The organism is Paenibacillus sp. LHD-38 (genome assembly GCF_031157315.1).
Classification (GTDB): domain Bacteria; phylum Bacillota; class Bacilli; order Paenibacillales; family Paenibacillaceae; genus Pristimantibacillus.
Genome location: NZ_JAVIFU010000012.1, coordinates 13484 through 28891, shown reverse-complemented (window position 1 = coordinate 28891; position 15408 = coordinate 13484). Strand labels below are relative to the sequence as shown.

Genomic DNA, 15408 nt, shown 5'->3' with positions numbered 1-15408 from the left:
CAATCGGATTGCATGAATGGAACCTGCGGCTACATGCGGTTTGGCGTTGGAATTCCCAATATTTCAAGCGCGTCCTTCATCGTGCGCATATAGCGCTCAGTGAGCCAAACACGAAAGTCTTTGGTTTGGCCTTCCGCCTTTAGTACCGTGCAAGTAGCATAAAAATGATTAAACAGCGTAGATAACTCATACACATACGTGCACAGCTGATTAGGAGACATCTCATTTACGGCTGCTTGCATCGTTTCAGGCCAATAGGCAAGCTGTCTTAGGAGCGAGTGCTCCTGAGCTTGTAGCTCATTCATATCCAACAAGAAACGATTCGTAAAAGCAGACTCGCCCGCATTCTTCAGAATACGGCTCGAGCGCGCATAAGAATACATCAAATATACGCCCGTATTGCCGGATATCTCCATCGCTTGCTCTAGATCAAAGACGATCTCCGTCTGCAAATGGAAGCGGAGCAAGTAATAACGGATCGAGGCTGCTGCAATCGCATGACTGGACAAACCTCCTTGCTTCGATCGGTTAGCAGCAATCATTTGCTCCATTTTTTCTAGAAACTCCGCAATTTTGATGCCGACGCCCTGCCTGCCGGACATCGCATAGGCATGTTTGCCGTCAGAAGTATCGATACCAAGTCCCTTTGCCGTCTCTGGGCTTAGCGATACAACTCCATAGCTAACATGACGCAATTGATCCGCCTGTTTCTGGAAGCCTAACGCTTGCAATGCTTGCTTGACCATTGCTTGCGGATATTCTTGGCGTTGGTCTATCACGTTAATTACCATATCGGCGCGGCCGATTTTCTTTCTCACTCCACTGGAATGCGTTGTCCATAGGCGGTCCTCAAATTTTTTGTAGCGAAAATCCTGCTTCAGCAGTCCAAACTTCCAAAGATGGTAAGCGATATCCTTAGCCGTATAGGTTAAGATGCCGTTTGAGCGAACGAGCACCTTGTCGGTTTGAAACTCCGATTGCTCGTCTGCCTCTCCTTTATCCTCTGAATGCTTGAGCACCCAACAGCCCTGAAGCTTCCCTTCACTCTCTTGTCGGAATATTTGCGTCGATTGCAGCAGCTCAAACGCACGAGCCCAGAAGCCTTCACGCACAATACGGCTCTCCCATACGAGGACATCGTAGGTTATTCCGAACTGCTTCATTTCCTCGACATGTTCTCTTACGATACGCTCTGCTACAAGCAGGCCCATCCAAGCTGTATTGGAATGGCCTTCCTCAAGCTCGGTTAGAACTCTCGTGCGTTCCTTAAGCAGCTCAGGCTGCTCCTTATAGGCTTTGTTGATGCTTGCATATGTGTCCCAGCAAAAATCCCCAAAACGTTCATGCGGCTGCGCATGCTTTGACTGAAGGATTCCAACTACCGTATCGGCCAGCTGGTTGCCCAGATCATCGATATAGTTATGCACCTCAACCAGATACCCCGTTCTTCTCAGCATGCGAGCGATCGTATCGCCGACGCAGGAATTTCTTAAATGACCGATATGCGCTGATTTATTTGGATTAATCGACGTATGCTCAACAAGCACCTTCTGGTTGCCGGAAAGATTAATCTTTGCCGGCGAAGCCGTATGTTCAGCCCACCAAGACCAATTCACATAGAAGTTTAGAAACCCGGGCGGAGCCAGCTCGATCTTAGCGATCGCTGCTGAAAGGCTTGGGTGCTTAAGCAGCCTTTGTCTAAAATCATTCGCGATTTGCAGCGGAGCCTGCTTCAATACCTTTGCCAATTGCATTGCGATGTTGCTGCTGTAATCGCCATGCGAAAGACTAACGGGATGCTCGACCGCAATTTTAAGCTGTTCCGGTCGTACCGCATTCGCCTCCAGCAGTATGCTTTGCGTCGTTTTTTTTATCGCGCCGATAATTTGTTCATGAATCATACGTATGCCTCCCATCGATTAATACGAGTGTAAAAAAAATACTTTTGTAAACAAGCGTAAACGGCTGTCGCCGTCCTCAGTGGCAAAAGCTATCGTTTCGCGGAGATATATAAGCACATTTATAAGTGAAAACTTATAAATTCTTATATATTAAAAAAAGCCCCCGTCTCTAAAATAAGAGACGAGAGCTTTATAGATCCCGTGGTACCACTCTAAGTGCCAAGCCTAATATCGGCTTAGCCCCTCGTTTTCGTAACGGTCGATGACCGGATTTGCCTACTTCTGCATGCTCGGTTCGGCAAACCATTTCCTGGACCCGCTTCATCTCAGACTTCCGTACCGGCTTCCACTGACCCGGCTCGCTGTGACTATCCGTCAAAGATTACTGTTCCAATCGCTAATGTTTTCATTTCCAATTGATTGCTTAAATGTATTTATACAGGATGTGATTTCATGTGTCAAGTGGGAATGGGAATATCAGGACCCTTATCGTTACAAACATTTTTGTTCATTCTCGGTAACCCCGTCATTGTCTATCGTTATTCGTGTTTTGCCGGAGAGCGACTCTGTGTATCCGCATGCAATGGTTTCTTCGATGACCCCTCTGCCGTCCGTATACTTCAAATAGACGGCGCCTTCTCCCGCTAAGCTTAATTCCGGTTTTATCCGCAAGCTTTCGCCTGATTTAATTTTTCCGGAGAAGTAATCCTTCTCTGTTCCTGACACGATTCCCATTTCTACCGAAACGATATCATAGTCCGATTCATTATTTATCGTCACGGAAAAACGCTGAAAATAACCGAAGTTATCGGTATTCTTTCTCACGAAATCAAACACAAAAACGACTAATACCAAAGATAAAACGCCTATCAAAATGCATCCCATTTTCTTGTTCACTTTTATTCCTGCCTTCTGAAAAGTTGAATTGATCACCTACTTAGAAGAAAATCGATTTATCTATAAGATTAGACGTTATTTTTGTTGAAAATGTAACGAAAAAAACAGGCTGCCGTCAATGACGTCAGCCTGTTTAAATTCAATAACCATTTATAATACCTTGGCAGTACATACCATTCTATTGTTCTGTCAAAATAATAGGTCCGTCCTCAGTTATCGCAAGCGTATGCTCGTATTGGGCTGACAATCCGCCGTCAACCGTTCTAGCGGTCCATCCGTCTTGATCGATTTTGCTGTGGTATTTCCCCGTATTCAGCATCGGCTCAATCGTTAGCACCATGCCGGCCTTTAAGCGAGTACCTCGATGGGGAGGTCCGTAATGCGGCACCTGAGGCTCCTCATGCATTTCCTGCCCAATGCCGTGACCGATAAAATCTCTTACAACCGAAAAGCCTTGCGCTTCCGCGAATGCTTGAATCGCATGCGAAATATCACCGATTCGATTGCCGACTACAGCCTGCTCAATTCCCTTGTAGAGGGACTCCTTCGTTACATCGAGCAGCTTCTGCGAAGCTTCAGATACGCTGCCTACTGCATAAGACCATGCTGAATCTGCAAGCCAGCCTTCCAAATTAACGACCATATCAACGGTAACGATATCACCTTCAGCCAGCACGGTTTTACTCGGAAAGCCATGGCAAATCACATCGTTAACCGAGGTACAGGTTGCAAAAGGATACCCATGATATCCTTTTTGCTCCGGTATCGCTCCATTGTTTTGTATAAAGTTTTCGGCAAATTGATCGATTTCGAGCGTCGTAATTCCAGGCCGGATGAATGTGCGCAGCTCGCGATGGCATGCAGCTAAAATTTCGCCCGCTTTTTTCATTTTCATGATTTCTTCGTTTGTCTTGATTACAATCATTTCAATCACCCAATCCTTTACTCCAATGACATAACTGTCTGAAGTATTTTATTCTATATAGCAGCATGTGATATTAAGAATACCTCAAACAGCCGCAAAAAAATATCCAGCGAGTTTGAGCGCTTATCCCTTACTAGCAGCATTGAAACGCCAGGTTGTCAGTATTAATTATTACTCCCGTTACGCATTCGTATATTTGATGAGCTCTTTCTTCCAAAAATTAATGACCGTATGGTCTGATAATTCCATAGAGGCCCATGATCCCTTCGACTTAAAGCCCTGCTTATCCATCATTCTTACGGTGTTCTCTACTTCTGCATTACTCACTCTCAGCTCTATCGACACCGCGTTTTTCACGATCATATTCCACTCACTGATTTGTTCAGCCGTATATTCGGCATTAACCATATTATTCTCATCCTCTCAAATTGTCGCTTACAAGGCCAATAAAAATAATCGGATATGATTCTGCCCTAAGACTTCAATTTATATCCTTAAAATAGCAAGCGTAAACGGCTGTCGCCGTCCTCTGTGGCAAAAGCAGTCGTTTCGCGGAGATATATAAGCACATTTATATGTGAAAACATATAAATTCTTATATAGAAATAAAAAAGCCCTTAATGGGCTTTTTTGACATGCAGTTTTGTATTTAAATTGAAAACTTATTGACCGTAAACAACCTCGCCAGGCCATTGGAGCATTCCGCCGGTTACGTTGACGACTTTATAGCCCTGATTATGTAGGAAGTCACATGCTTTGCCGCTGCGTCCGCCGCTTCTGCAAATCAGAACAATGTCCTGCTCGCCCTGTTGAAGCTCGTTGATTCGCTCTTGAAGCTCAGACAATGGAATGCTTCGTGCTTCCTTGATATGGCCTTCTTGCCATTCGTCAGGCTCACGAACATCGACTAGATTTAATTTTTTGCCTTTTTTCAGCTGGATGTCAAGCTCAGCTGCCGTCATTTCTGGATACATAGTACTCATCCCTTCAAGCGATGCTTAGTGTTTAATTGTATACAAGCATTGTATCGCGTAGGCATCTGCATGTCTATCTTAGCTGCTTTTACCGCCGATTTTTGTTTTTCGCGGCTAATAATCGATTGATCGTAGCATCCTTTGCCGCTTCGCTTGTTACCGCTGACGGACCCTTTACCGATTTTTCCGGAATGACTTCTTTCCCGGTTGAAGGAGCGGGCTCGCTTCTCGGCACCGGTCTCGACTCCGTTGAATTCTGATTGCTCACGCTGCTCCCATAAAAACGATTGGCTTCCGTCTTGCGTTCCTTCAGCCTGGATAAAGCGCTATACGATGCTGATCTCTCGCTAGTCATTTTTGTTTCCTTTAACACAGAATAAGTTTTAGCATGAAAAGGGCGTTTGATCAACGAAATCATTCGTTCCCATGGAATGGATAGTCTTCGAACCGCTATATCGAGCAGCCATAACAATAAAGCTGAAATAAGCAGCGATCGTGTCCAATCATAGATCTGTTTCGAAGGCAAAGGATTAAATTGATAAGCCTGCTCCGGTTCAGAGAGATCGATTATCCTTCCCCCCGTCGTTGCGGCGATTTGCTCCAAAAGTGCGGGTCCATCCTCATTCGCTATACGGTACTCAGGTGAGTAGGGAATAACAAAGCCAGCGGTGCTCCCGTTTTGGATGGAGGAATCATCCGACTTTTGTCCAATTTGCGCTAGATATACGCCTGGCTCTGATACGTTAAGCTTAGCTTCGTACTCACCCGGCGCCACAGGCATCAATCGTTTTATTTCATGGTTGCCCTCTTGATCTTGAATTCCCGCGGATAGACCGCTGTCGGCAATGTCGCCTTCAGCAAGCGATCGAACGCTTAGCTTTGCTTCATTTCCGGTCATTTGTGTAGAAATGGAATAAGGCGCTCGCTCAAATTGCGGGAACGTCCATTTTACCCAATCCACGAATACGCTGGGCAGCTCCGGCCACTGTACCCACTGGCTGGACCATTTTCCCATCAAATCGCTCGTCCAAGCTACCGTTCTGCCTGATCCGTATGGCCAGCGGGCGAGCAGCGGATCGCCATCTGGCGTCCATAGCGCAATCTCCGCTGTTTCTTTTGGGGAAGTTGCGATATACGCGTTAATGGCAGGCAATCCATTCCGCCAATGCGATGACCAATCGCCTGCTTGCCCGATGCTGGGCGTAAAGGTTTGCTCTACGATATAGGTTCTTGACATCATGACGGTCTCACGGCTAAATATAGCCGGCAGCGTGCTTTGATCTTTTGTAAAATAGTAACGTCCCTTCGCGTCATCCGCCAGCCGTTTAAGCAGCTGTTGATCCGCCCCGTCCCCTACCGCAACGGTGGATAACGTCATATTCTCCTCATTCATTGCATCCGTGACCGCTTTGTAATTGGCTGTTGTTGAGGATTGGCCGTCCGTCAGCATGATCATATGCTTACGCTGAGCATCAAGCTCCTTTAGACCTTCATAGCCTGCGCGCAGCGCGGTAAATATTTCAGTACCGCCCTCAGGCTGTATGCCTTTAATTTTTGTAAGGATTGCTTCCCGATCCTTAAGCTGAGTCGGCTCCACAACCCACCAAGGGGAAGAGTCGAATGCAACCACGCCTACTGTATCCGTGTCGCGCAGCAGCTCAATAGTCCGCATGGCGGCTTCCTTCGCAAGCTCCAGCTTCCCGCCTGACATGCTTCCGGAACGGTCAATAACTAGGACGAGTCCGAGTGATGGAATTTGTTTCTTGCCTTGCAGGTCCATATGTACCGGAAGCGCCCGCTCGATTGGTGTTTTGAAATAGCCCCCAAGACCGAAGCTTTCATCGCCGCCGAGCATCATAAGTCCAACGCCGTAGTCGCTTACTGCCTTCGCCATCCATTGCATTGGTTTCTCGGCAATGCGCGTTGCGGATACATTGTTCAAAATAATGCTGTCATAAGCTGCATATTCGGTTAGCTCCACCGACAATTGCTCAGGGATGATCGTTTCAAAGCGAATCAACGATGCTTGAAGCGCCGCTTCAATGTTTGCGGACGAACCGCGAACCCCTTCCACGATCAATACGGCAGGCGGTCCGTTTACTCGGCTAAAGGCATGTGCCGTATTATTGGCCTGCTGTTCATCGCCAGAAACAAAGATCTCGGCTCTGAAGCGGTGAAAACCTGGTTCAGCCGCGAGGCTTTGCAGTGCGAATCGGTTTTCTCCTTTTTCGAGCTGAATGTCGGAAACGGACAGCTCAGCATTATCAGCATAAAGACGCAGCTGGGCAGGTCCGGCAGCCGTACTATTGACTACAATTTCAAAGCTGAACGTCTCGCCTTGCTTTAGTGACGCAGGAACGTTCAATTCCTCAATCGAAGCATCCTTTACCACTTCCGACTCCATTTGGACAACATCAACGGCAATGCCTGCATTTTTCAATAAACGGGCTTGTCTCCGTGCATCGCCTGCATTTTCCGATCCGTCCGAAAGCAGCACGATACGGCCTCCGCCGTCCTTTTGAAGCATTGCTGCAGCAAGCTGCAGTCCTTGCGATAAATCCGTATATTGTTGGTTTATATTTGCCCGGAACGAAAAGCTCTGTTCGTTCTCGAATAAGTGCTGCGTTAACGATCGTTCAACTGCGGCATTTAAACCAGAGGAAACAATGCCTCCAAAGTCCTCTTGCTCTTTGGAAGCCCAAGCTTCTTTAATCCATTCGCCCATACGCGTATCTGCCCGCATGCTTGCAGATCTGTCTGCCACAAATACTACCTTTCGCTGTTCCCTCTCGATAAAAGGCTGGATATTCGCCATTATGGCGATTAATAGCAAGAGAATAGTGGTTCGAGTGACGATAGATATGAGCTTGCGTCCGCCCCGCAGCCGCAGAGTCATTCGCGACATCCACCACACATAAATAAGCAGAGGCAGAATGAGTAAGAGCGCCCAAGGGTTGTTAGCTTGAAATCCCACGACGGTATACCTCCCATTCCGCAGCCAATACCAGAAGCAGAAGGAGCGCCGCATATAGCTGAAGCGAAAGCTGCTGCTTTCTTATTGACAGTTGATCTGGACTTGCCGCTTCTGTCGCATCCGAAAGCGCGGCTGCCTGATCCGACACAAGCTGCAGCTTTTCTTCCGAAGAAGCAAGGTTCATTAGCTCGGCTTGATCGGTAGTTACAGCTAATAATCGATCGCTGACAACCGCATTTTCTTTGTTCTTTTCGATTAGTCGATATAACCCTGGAATAGAAGGCGCTGGATAAAGCCCTGCTGCATCGATTTCGAGCTCGTCAGATTTCTGTTGCCCTGCGGAAGTTCCTGAAGCAGCAAGTTCCACTGTATTCCATTCCGCTTTCACGGTATCCGAATGAAGAGAGAGATCCACCTGCTGCCCCGCAATGGCCGAACCAAGCTCAAGCTGCAGCCCTCCGCTCATCCATTCCGCCGCTTGAACGATAAGGACGGGAAATTCTGGGCGCAGCGGGAGATCCGTATCTTGAAAATTGAAGGTGAAACGAAGCCGCGGCTTTCCGTCATATGTCCCCGCATAAATGGCAGGAATTCCGCCGTAGCTGAGCACTGGTTCTCCCCATGCCAAATCAGTTGCAGGAGGCTGAGCAAGCCTGCCGATATGAGTGTCAGCAAAGGAAAGATAAGAAGTTACAACATGCTCTTTTGTCACCACGCGATTATTTGCGGGCACTGCTGCATTCTTATCCGCTTGCTCTGGATGATCGATCATCCAGACGGGTTTTGAATCGAGCAGCTTAGACCACTCTTGATCTGCAGCCAACCGTTCATTCATCCCGTCCAGAACGATCCAGTCGATTTTGTTTGCCTGCTCGTCTGTTGGTGCAGGGCTGTCAGGACTGATTTTAACGGTTTGCACGCCGGCAAGCTGGAGCGCTTTTTCTAGAAACAAGTTGCCATCCGTGATAAGCAGCGCTTGTTTCTTTCGCGGTATGGCCGGGAATTGATATGCCGTATTATCCGCTAAATAAATATCATCTGATTGCTTAATTTGTGCTTTATAGTATAACGCCTCCGGCAGCTCGCTCAATTCCACGCTTTCCCATTCTTCTGCCGGAATGGAAACAAGCGGTTCCGCGGCTAAAATCCGTTCTCCGGATGCAGTCACCGCGTACACCACAAGCTTCAGCGATATCTCCTGCCCGCCGTCATTCCGAAGGGTAACAACGCCACTCCCCTTACCGTTACTGCTTACAGACGATTTTATTCCAAAATATGCGATGGATAAATTATGGCTTGGCTCCGAACCATCCAAAACATTTAGTTCAGCCGAAGCTTGAAGCTTCAGCTTATTTGCCTCAAGGGCATCGGGCCAACGTCCGTCCGTATAAACCACAATTTCCCCGGATGGGTCATCCAGCAGCAGGGAATCCGCAAGCGAAAGCGCAGCCGCTTGGTCAGACTTGCCGTAAAACGGTACGATGTCCCGCAGCTGCCGAATAATCTCTTCCTTATTGGTTTTCCGGTTGGCAAGCACTTCAGGCTGGGCGCCCGTCGCTACTAAAGTGATCGGTCTGCTGCTCGTCTGCAGATCAATCCAGTGTTCGGCCTCCTCAATAGCTAATTCAAGCCGGGTAGCCGGTTCTGGGCTTGAGGCTTGATTGGCTGAGCTTAAGATTGACGCCATACTCGCAGATCGGTCAATGAGCAGAACAGCATGTCCGGATGGCGCAGCCGGTCTCGTTAAAACAGGCTCCATTAAAGCGAGAACTAATATGATCGCTATCAACAGCTGCAAGAGCAGCAGCCAGCGGCTGCGAAGCTTCTGCCATGGCCGATTTGCTTCTTGCTCCTGAAGCACTCTTTTCCATAGCAGATGGCTTGAAATGATTTTATTTTCATAGGTTCGCTTTAATAAGTACATGGCAGCGATAGCTGGTAAGGCAGCTGCAAACCAAGCAGATGCAATGGACAAAAACTGCATCCATTCCCCTCCTCTCCGGTCAATTCATCATCGATTCTCAGCTATTTAGCACCTGCGAGGAAAGCAAGGTATGCCTGATTGTTTCTTCAAGCGGAATACTTGTATTCACAAAAACATAAACGGCGCCGCGTTCGGCGCAAATCCGCCTAAGCTCGCTCTGAAACGCTGCTACGGTTTCTCCATATTCCTTCAAAAGCTTATGTCCGACGGCTACCTCTTTCCCTGTTCCAAGCTCGCTGTCGATCAGCTTTAGCTCGCCGCTAAGACCGGGGTTCAGTTCGTCTTCCGATAACACATGCAGCAGCACAACTCTTTGTCCCGCCGCAATTAACGATACGATGGTCTCTTCCACGCCGCTCTCAAACATTCCATCCGTCAATATCCATGCGGAACCCGAGCGTCTTGGCAATGCGGCTATCGTACTAAAAGGTACAGCCAGATTAGAGAAATCAACCGCTGCTGCAACCGCCTTATTATCAGACTCGAGCTGCCGCATCGCTTCAGCAAGAAATTGAAACAGCTTTGGAGAAGAAGCGCGGCCATGAAGAGGCTGCAGTTCTTTGACTATCCGGTCACGAAATAATCGAATCGAGATACGGTCATCGCCGCTTAGCGCCACATAGCCTAGACAAGCAGCGAGCCTTAAAGCATACTGCAGCTTATTCACGCTGTCTTCCCCAAAATCCATAGAGCGCGATGCGTCAATGTATAGACTCACTTGAAGCTCCTGTTCATCCCAATATTGCCGTAAAAATGCTTTTCCCGTGCGGCCGTAAACATTCCAGTCGATTCTTCTGACATCATCGCCAGGCGAATAAGGACGGTAATCCGCAAATTCCTGCGAGCCACCGAGCGTGCTTGATCGCCTTTTGCCCGCCAGCATCCCTTTAATCCGGTTGCCTGCACGTATGCTCATACGATCGAGCTCGGAAAGCAGGGAAAGATTCGGAAACAATAGTTGGAGCGCTTCCTGCGGCGTTACGGTATCCCTCCCTGAAAATAAAGCATGCTCACCATTCTCAGCAGCCTTGTCCCCGTTCATCGTTCCGCCTCGATAGCTGATAATATAGATTCCGTCATTCGATCACTCGTTAATCCCATTGCCTGCGCCTCATAACTAAGCACAATGCGATGGCGCAGCACTGGCAAAGCCGTGTGCCGGATATCATTCCACGAAATATGCAGCCTGCCGGAGGCTAAAGCCCTGACCTTACTAACAGCGATCATCGCTTGAAGAGCACGCGGTCCTGCACCGAAACGAACATATTTTTTGACATCGCTTGGCGCATCCGGCTCATGCGGATGCGACATCATCACAGCCTTAACGGCAAAATCCAGCACATCGTCCGCAACAAGAATCTGTTTGGCTGCTGCTTGAAGGTCTGTCAACTCGCTAGCCGACATGACGACAGAGGCCTGGGGCTGCACGGCGGATGTCGTACGCAGCACGATTTGCTTTAGCTCATCACGAGTCGGAAAATCGACACCGATCTTTAGTAAAAAACGGTCAAGCTGCGCTTCAGGCAGCGGGTAAGTCCCTTCTTGCTCGATCGGATTTTGAGTTGCCAATACGAAAAAAGGCTTAGGTAAGCGATGCGTTTCTCCGCCTGCTGTTACCGTACCTTCCTGCATGGCTTCCAGCAAGGCGCTTTGCGTCTTCGGCGTCGCACGGTTAATTTCATCTGCGAGCACAAGGTTCCCGAATATGGGCCCCGGCTGGAAACGGTGAGACGCGCTTCCCTGTGCGCCGAAGTCAATCAACGTTGTACCTGTAATATCCGAGGGCATCAGATCAGGTGTAAATTGAATCCTGGAAAATTGTAAAGCGACGCTGTCCGCGATCGTCCGTACGAGCATCGTTTTACCTAAGCCCGGAATGCCCTCCAGCAGGGCATGACCGCCTGCAAGCAAGCACCAAAGCAGCTGCTCCACTACGGTTTGTTGACCGACGATTACCCGTCCGATTTCCTCCTTAAGTACGGCGATCCTCGCCGCTGCTTCTTCTAATTGCGCTTTCGATTCAATCATCCCGGATCACCTCCATTATCGGTTTGGTTGTATTTGGTCAAAATATTCCTTCACTTTTTCCTGCATGCTGTCAGGAAGCTGAGAACGGCCAAGAGATTCCTTGGCTTCCGTGGCATAATCGTTATAAACATCCTCATACGGCCTTGTCATGCCGTCAATCATCGGAGATTGACCGCCTTTCTCCGTCTGACCGCCCGTGGAGGGGCCTCCATCCTGCTGCACATTGCCGGAGCCTTGCATATTCCGCGGGGTCGTGATCAGGTTCCTGCCGCCCATTCCCGTTCCCGCGCCAGATCCTGAACCAGATCCGGACCCTGTTCCAGACCCAGAACCGGAGCCGGTGCCAGAGCCAGAGCCAGTGCCAGACCCAGTTCCAGACCCTGTTCCAGACCCAGTACCAGAACCAGTTCCAGAACCAGTGCCAGAACCGGAGCCGGTGCCAGAGCCGGTGCTAGGATTACTTCCCGCTCCGGAGTTGGGATCGGAGGCAGCTCCCGAAGGCGATCCGGCATTTGAACCTGAGGAAGTGCCAGCCGCGCCGCCCGTACCTGCGGCTCCGCCTGCTCCCGCAACGCCGCTCCATCCCGGCGGCACCGAACCGCCCTGCGCAGCTAGCTGCTCTGCCAGCTGCTGCCCGCTTTGCCCAAGCTGGCCCGACATGGACCGGGCCAGCTGCTCCAGCTCGGCCTGCGACAATTCGCGGGCGAGCGCTTCCTCCAGAGCGGCGAGCGCATCGCCGGCGCTCTCGCCTTTAGAGGCGGCTTCGCCGCCAGCGTCGCGTGCCTGCTGCGCTGCCTTTTCAAGCGCCGCGGCAAGCTCTGCGGCGCCCTGCTCCTGCGGCTGCTCCGCCGCCAGCCGCTCAAGTGCTTCCGCCAGCGCTTCACGCTGCTCTGGCGACAATCTTTGCAGCTGCGATCGCATATCATCGATCGCTTGCTGCATGCCTGCGGCGTCCCGGTCCTGCAAAGCTTGACCGAGCTGCCGCAAGTTAGGCTCCCTGCTCATCGCATCCGCCGTAGTTTCCATCCGCTTTGCGGCTTGCTGCGCCGCCTCAGCGGTTTGTTCCAGCTCGCTTATCGCATCCTCCAGCTGCTCCAGCGCTTCAGCCCCGTCGCCGCTCAGCGCATCGAGCTTGCTTCGCAGCTCCTCCAGCGGCTGCAGCAGCTCCTGCTTCGCATCCTCCGGCAGCTCCGCTGCTTCAGCCAGCTCGGCCAGCTCATCCGCCTCGCGCTCCAGCGCATCCAGGCGTTCCTTCGCCTGAGCAAGCGCCTCCGCCCGCCCATCGAGCGGATTAGGCATGACGAGCAGCGCTGCCGTCACAACCCATACTGCTGCTGCGCCATAAACGAGTGACCGCCAGCTGCGCCATGCCGGCCATGGCAAGCTTACGCGCAGCGCGCTCACAAAACGTTCGGCAGCCAGCGTCGCCTCTTCGCGCTGCAGCTTAACGATCGGCTGCTCTTGAATATCCTCGCGCAGCATACCGTCCAATGCAGTCGAAATCGCATCCTCTGTTTCTTGCCGATCCATTACACGAGCGGCTTCCCTTAAAGAAGCGCGCCTCCAAACACCCGCTCCTGCCCCTAAAGCCAAGCCAGCGCAGACTAAAACTACTGCTAGAGGCCGTGCGAGCAATATGGGCCATAGTCTGCTAGCCCCTAGCACCAACAGCCCAGCAACACTGCCATAGAGCAGACCCAGCAGCGTATAACGAATCACAGCAAACAAAGTCAATCTCGTTCTAACGGGCCGCAGCAGCTCAATCAAAGTTTTTTTCTGCATTAGCGCTTCCTCCTAAAAGTTTTGCAACTTAATTAGGCTATGCCTAATTAGTTTGCAGAACTTAACTTCGTTAGCTTAAATAATTGCAGCTTAATGAAGCATAGCTGATTATTTCTTCAAGCGAGGACGCAGGCTGCGAATTCCTAGCCATAGCGCCACGGCAGATAATACCGTATAAATAATCATAAATTCCTTCCAAAGTGCGAATGGTTCTTGCTGACCCGTCGGGGGGCTCCTAAATGCAGAATAGGCTTGCCCGGTAATTGACGGATCAAGAATACTATACAATGCCGCAACAGGATTCCATGCGAGAATATGGCCCATCCAGCTGTAATTGTTCAAACTGGATTGCGGCACACGATCCATCGTGCCGACCATTACAAAAAACACTAGCGCCGTCCCGCCAAAAATAAACAACGTAACGCCGTATGTGACAATGACTGAAATCATCGTTCGTTTAAACAGCGAGGAAAACAAAATGCCAAAAGAGCCGAGCACCAGCATAATGAACACATAAAATAAAAAAACGAGTACAAGCTGCTTAGGCGAGATGCCGCCGTACAAAAAAACCATGCTGTATACTGGAATGGTGCTCAGAACAATCAGCACCATAAAGCTAAGGGATGAAACAAGCTTGCTCAGCACGATCGTAGCAGAGCTCTGCTGCGTTGTCAGCAGCAAGTTAAGCGTTTGCTTCTCCCGCTCCCCGCTAATGACCCCTGCGGTCAAGCCCGGTGCCATGAACGCAATCAATCCGAGCTGCGCCATACTCAAAAAATAAAATAACAGCTTGCTCTGCTCCGGATTAAAGGACTGACCGCCACCTCTATTCACTTCCATCAAATAAATTGCACTTAAGGCCATCAAGCCGATAGCAAATAAATAGAAAAACAGCGTCCACATTGCCCGAGGCGTTCGCATTCTTAATTTGAATTCTTTATTTAAAACCGGATTAATCAGCTTATTGCGCCAGTTTGCTCTGGCCTGCCTTGCAGCGATTTGCTCCTTCATTCGAGACCGTCGCCTCCTTTCGTTATTTCCAAGAATACATCCTCAAGATTGGTTTGCGCTTCGCTGAATGAAATGAGTTGAAACCCTGCCGCGACTAGTTCGTGCAGAAGCTCTGACTGCTCGGTGTCCTGACCGCCAAAATGGATTTGTATGCCTCGTTCATCCCGCAAAATCCGGTTTACGTAAGGCCGTTCACGCAAGAAAACTTCCGCTTCAGCTTCACGATCAAGTAGCCTGATATGAAGGAATCTCTTTACTCGCAAACGGTTTTGTATATCCGACACGTTTCCAATCGCTATCATTTGCCCATGTTCGATTACGCCGATTTCATCTACCATTTCGGCAAGCTCAGGTAAAATATGCGATGAGATAATGATCGTTTTGCCCATCGATTTAAGCTCTCGGAGAATTTCCCGCATCTCGATACGCGCACGGGGATCAAGGCCTGAGGCAGGCTCATCAAGGATGAGCAGCTCAGGATCATGGACAAGGCACCTAGCCAAGCAAAGCCGCTGCTTCATTCCGCGAGAGAGTGTGTCCACATAAGCATCTTTTTTATCGCTTAGATTGACCAACTCTAAGAGCTGAGGTATAAGCTGCTCCCGCTCCGCCTTCGGAATCCCGTAGCTGGCTCCATAGAAATGCAAATATTCTTCCGTTTTGAATTGATCATACACGCCAAAAAAATCCGGCATGTAACCAATTCGCTTCCGCACTTCATCTGGATACTTGGTCACATCAAAGCCATCTACCTTTGCCGTGCCGGAGGTAGGAATCATCAGCGTGGCCAAAATGGACATCGTCGTGGATTTCCCTGCTCCATTCGGTCCAACAAAACCGAATACCGTACCTTTAGAAATGGTTAAATCAATCGATTTCAAAGCTTGAAAGCTACCAAATGTTTTGGTGAGCTGCCTAATTTCTATCATAGG

General features: G+C 49.6%; 12 protein-coding genes and 1 other annotated feature. All 12 genes read right to left on the bottom strand.

The window, feature by feature from the left end:
* Window positions 1–29: 29 nt before the first annotated feature.
* Window positions 30–1901, bottom strand: a complete 1872-nt coding sequence (locus tag RCO25_RS12215; RefSeq protein WP_308996426.1) for an arginine--tRNA ligase — start codon at window positions 1899–1901, stop codon at window positions 30–32.
* Between the two features lie 174 nt (window positions 1902–2075).
* Window positions 2076–2308 (bottom strand) — a binding site (T-box leader).
* A gap of 85 nt (window positions 2309–2393) precedes the next feature.
* Window positions 2394–2798 carry a hypothetical protein gene (locus RCO25_RS12210; protein ID WP_308996425.1) on the bottom strand — a complete coding sequence of 135 codons (405 nt, stop codon included), beginning with the start codon at window positions 2796–2798 and terminating at the stop codon, window positions 2394–2396.
* A gap of 178 nt (window positions 2799–2976) precedes the next feature.
* Window positions 2977–3723 (bottom strand): type I methionyl aminopeptidase, encoded by a 747-nt coding sequence (gene map / locus RCO25_RS12205; RefSeq protein ID WP_308996546.1) that lies wholly within the window; start codon window positions 3721–3723, stop codon window positions 2977–2979.
* Window positions 3724–3903: 180 nt separating this feature from the next.
* Window positions 3904–4131, bottom strand: coding sequence for a hypothetical protein (locus tag RCO25_RS12200; protein WP_308996424.1), 228 nt, complete (start codon window positions 4129–4131; stop codon window positions 3904–3906).
* Between the two features lie 254 nt (window positions 4132–4385).
* The gene (locus tag RCO25_RS12195) at window positions 4386–4697 is read right to left on the bottom strand and encodes a rhodanese-like domain-containing protein (RefSeq protein ID WP_308996423.1); all 312 of its coding nucleotides are present in this window, start codon (window positions 4695–4697) and stop codon (window positions 4386–4388) included.
* 88 nt (window positions 4698–4785) lie between these two features.
* On the bottom strand, window positions 4786–7671 hold the full coding sequence (locus RCO25_RS12190) for a VWA domain-containing protein (RefSeq protein ID WP_308996422.1): 2886 nt from the start codon (window positions 7669–7671) through the stop codon (window positions 4786–4788).
* Window positions 7655–9655: a vWA domain-containing protein gene (locus tag RCO25_RS12185; RefSeq protein ID WP_308996421.1), complete on the bottom strand. Its 2001-nt coding sequence runs from the start codon at window positions 9653–9655 to the stop codon at window positions 7655–7657. Before RCO25_RS12185 ends, RCO25_RS12190 begins: the two co-directional genes overlap by 17 nt.
* A 37-nt stretch (window positions 9656–9692) precedes the next feature.
* Entirely contained in the window at window positions 9693–10697 is a 1005-nt protein-coding gene (locus RCO25_RS12180; RefSeq protein ID WP_308996420.1) for a DUF58 domain-containing protein, read from the bottom strand.
* Window positions 10694–11683 carry an AAA family ATPase gene (locus RCO25_RS12175; RefSeq protein WP_308996419.1) on the bottom strand — a complete coding sequence of 330 codons (990 nt, stop codon included), beginning with the start codon at window positions 11681–11683 and terminating at the stop codon, window positions 10694–10696. The genes RCO25_RS12180 and RCO25_RS12175 overlap by 4 nt, the downstream gene beginning before the upstream one ends.
* Before the next feature lie 15 nt (window positions 11684–11698).
* Complete coding sequence (locus tag RCO25_RS12170; RefSeq protein ID WP_308996418.1) at window positions 11699–13465, bottom strand: coiled-coil domain-containing protein; 1767 nt, start codon at window positions 13463–13465, stop codon at window positions 11699–11701.
* A gap of 108 nt (window positions 13466–13573) precedes the next feature.
* Window positions 13574–14476, bottom strand: a complete 903-nt coding sequence (locus RCO25_RS12165) for an ABC transporter permease (RefSeq protein ID WP_308996417.1) — start codon at window positions 14474–14476, stop codon at window positions 13574–13576.
* Complete coding sequence (locus tag RCO25_RS12160; RefSeq protein ID WP_308996545.1) at window positions 14473–15405, bottom strand: ABC transporter ATP-binding protein; 933 nt, start codon at window positions 15403–15405, stop codon at window positions 14473–14475. The genes RCO25_RS12165 and RCO25_RS12160 overlap by 4 nt, the downstream gene beginning before the upstream one ends.
* Between the last annotated feature and the right edge of the window lie 3 nt (window positions 15406–15408).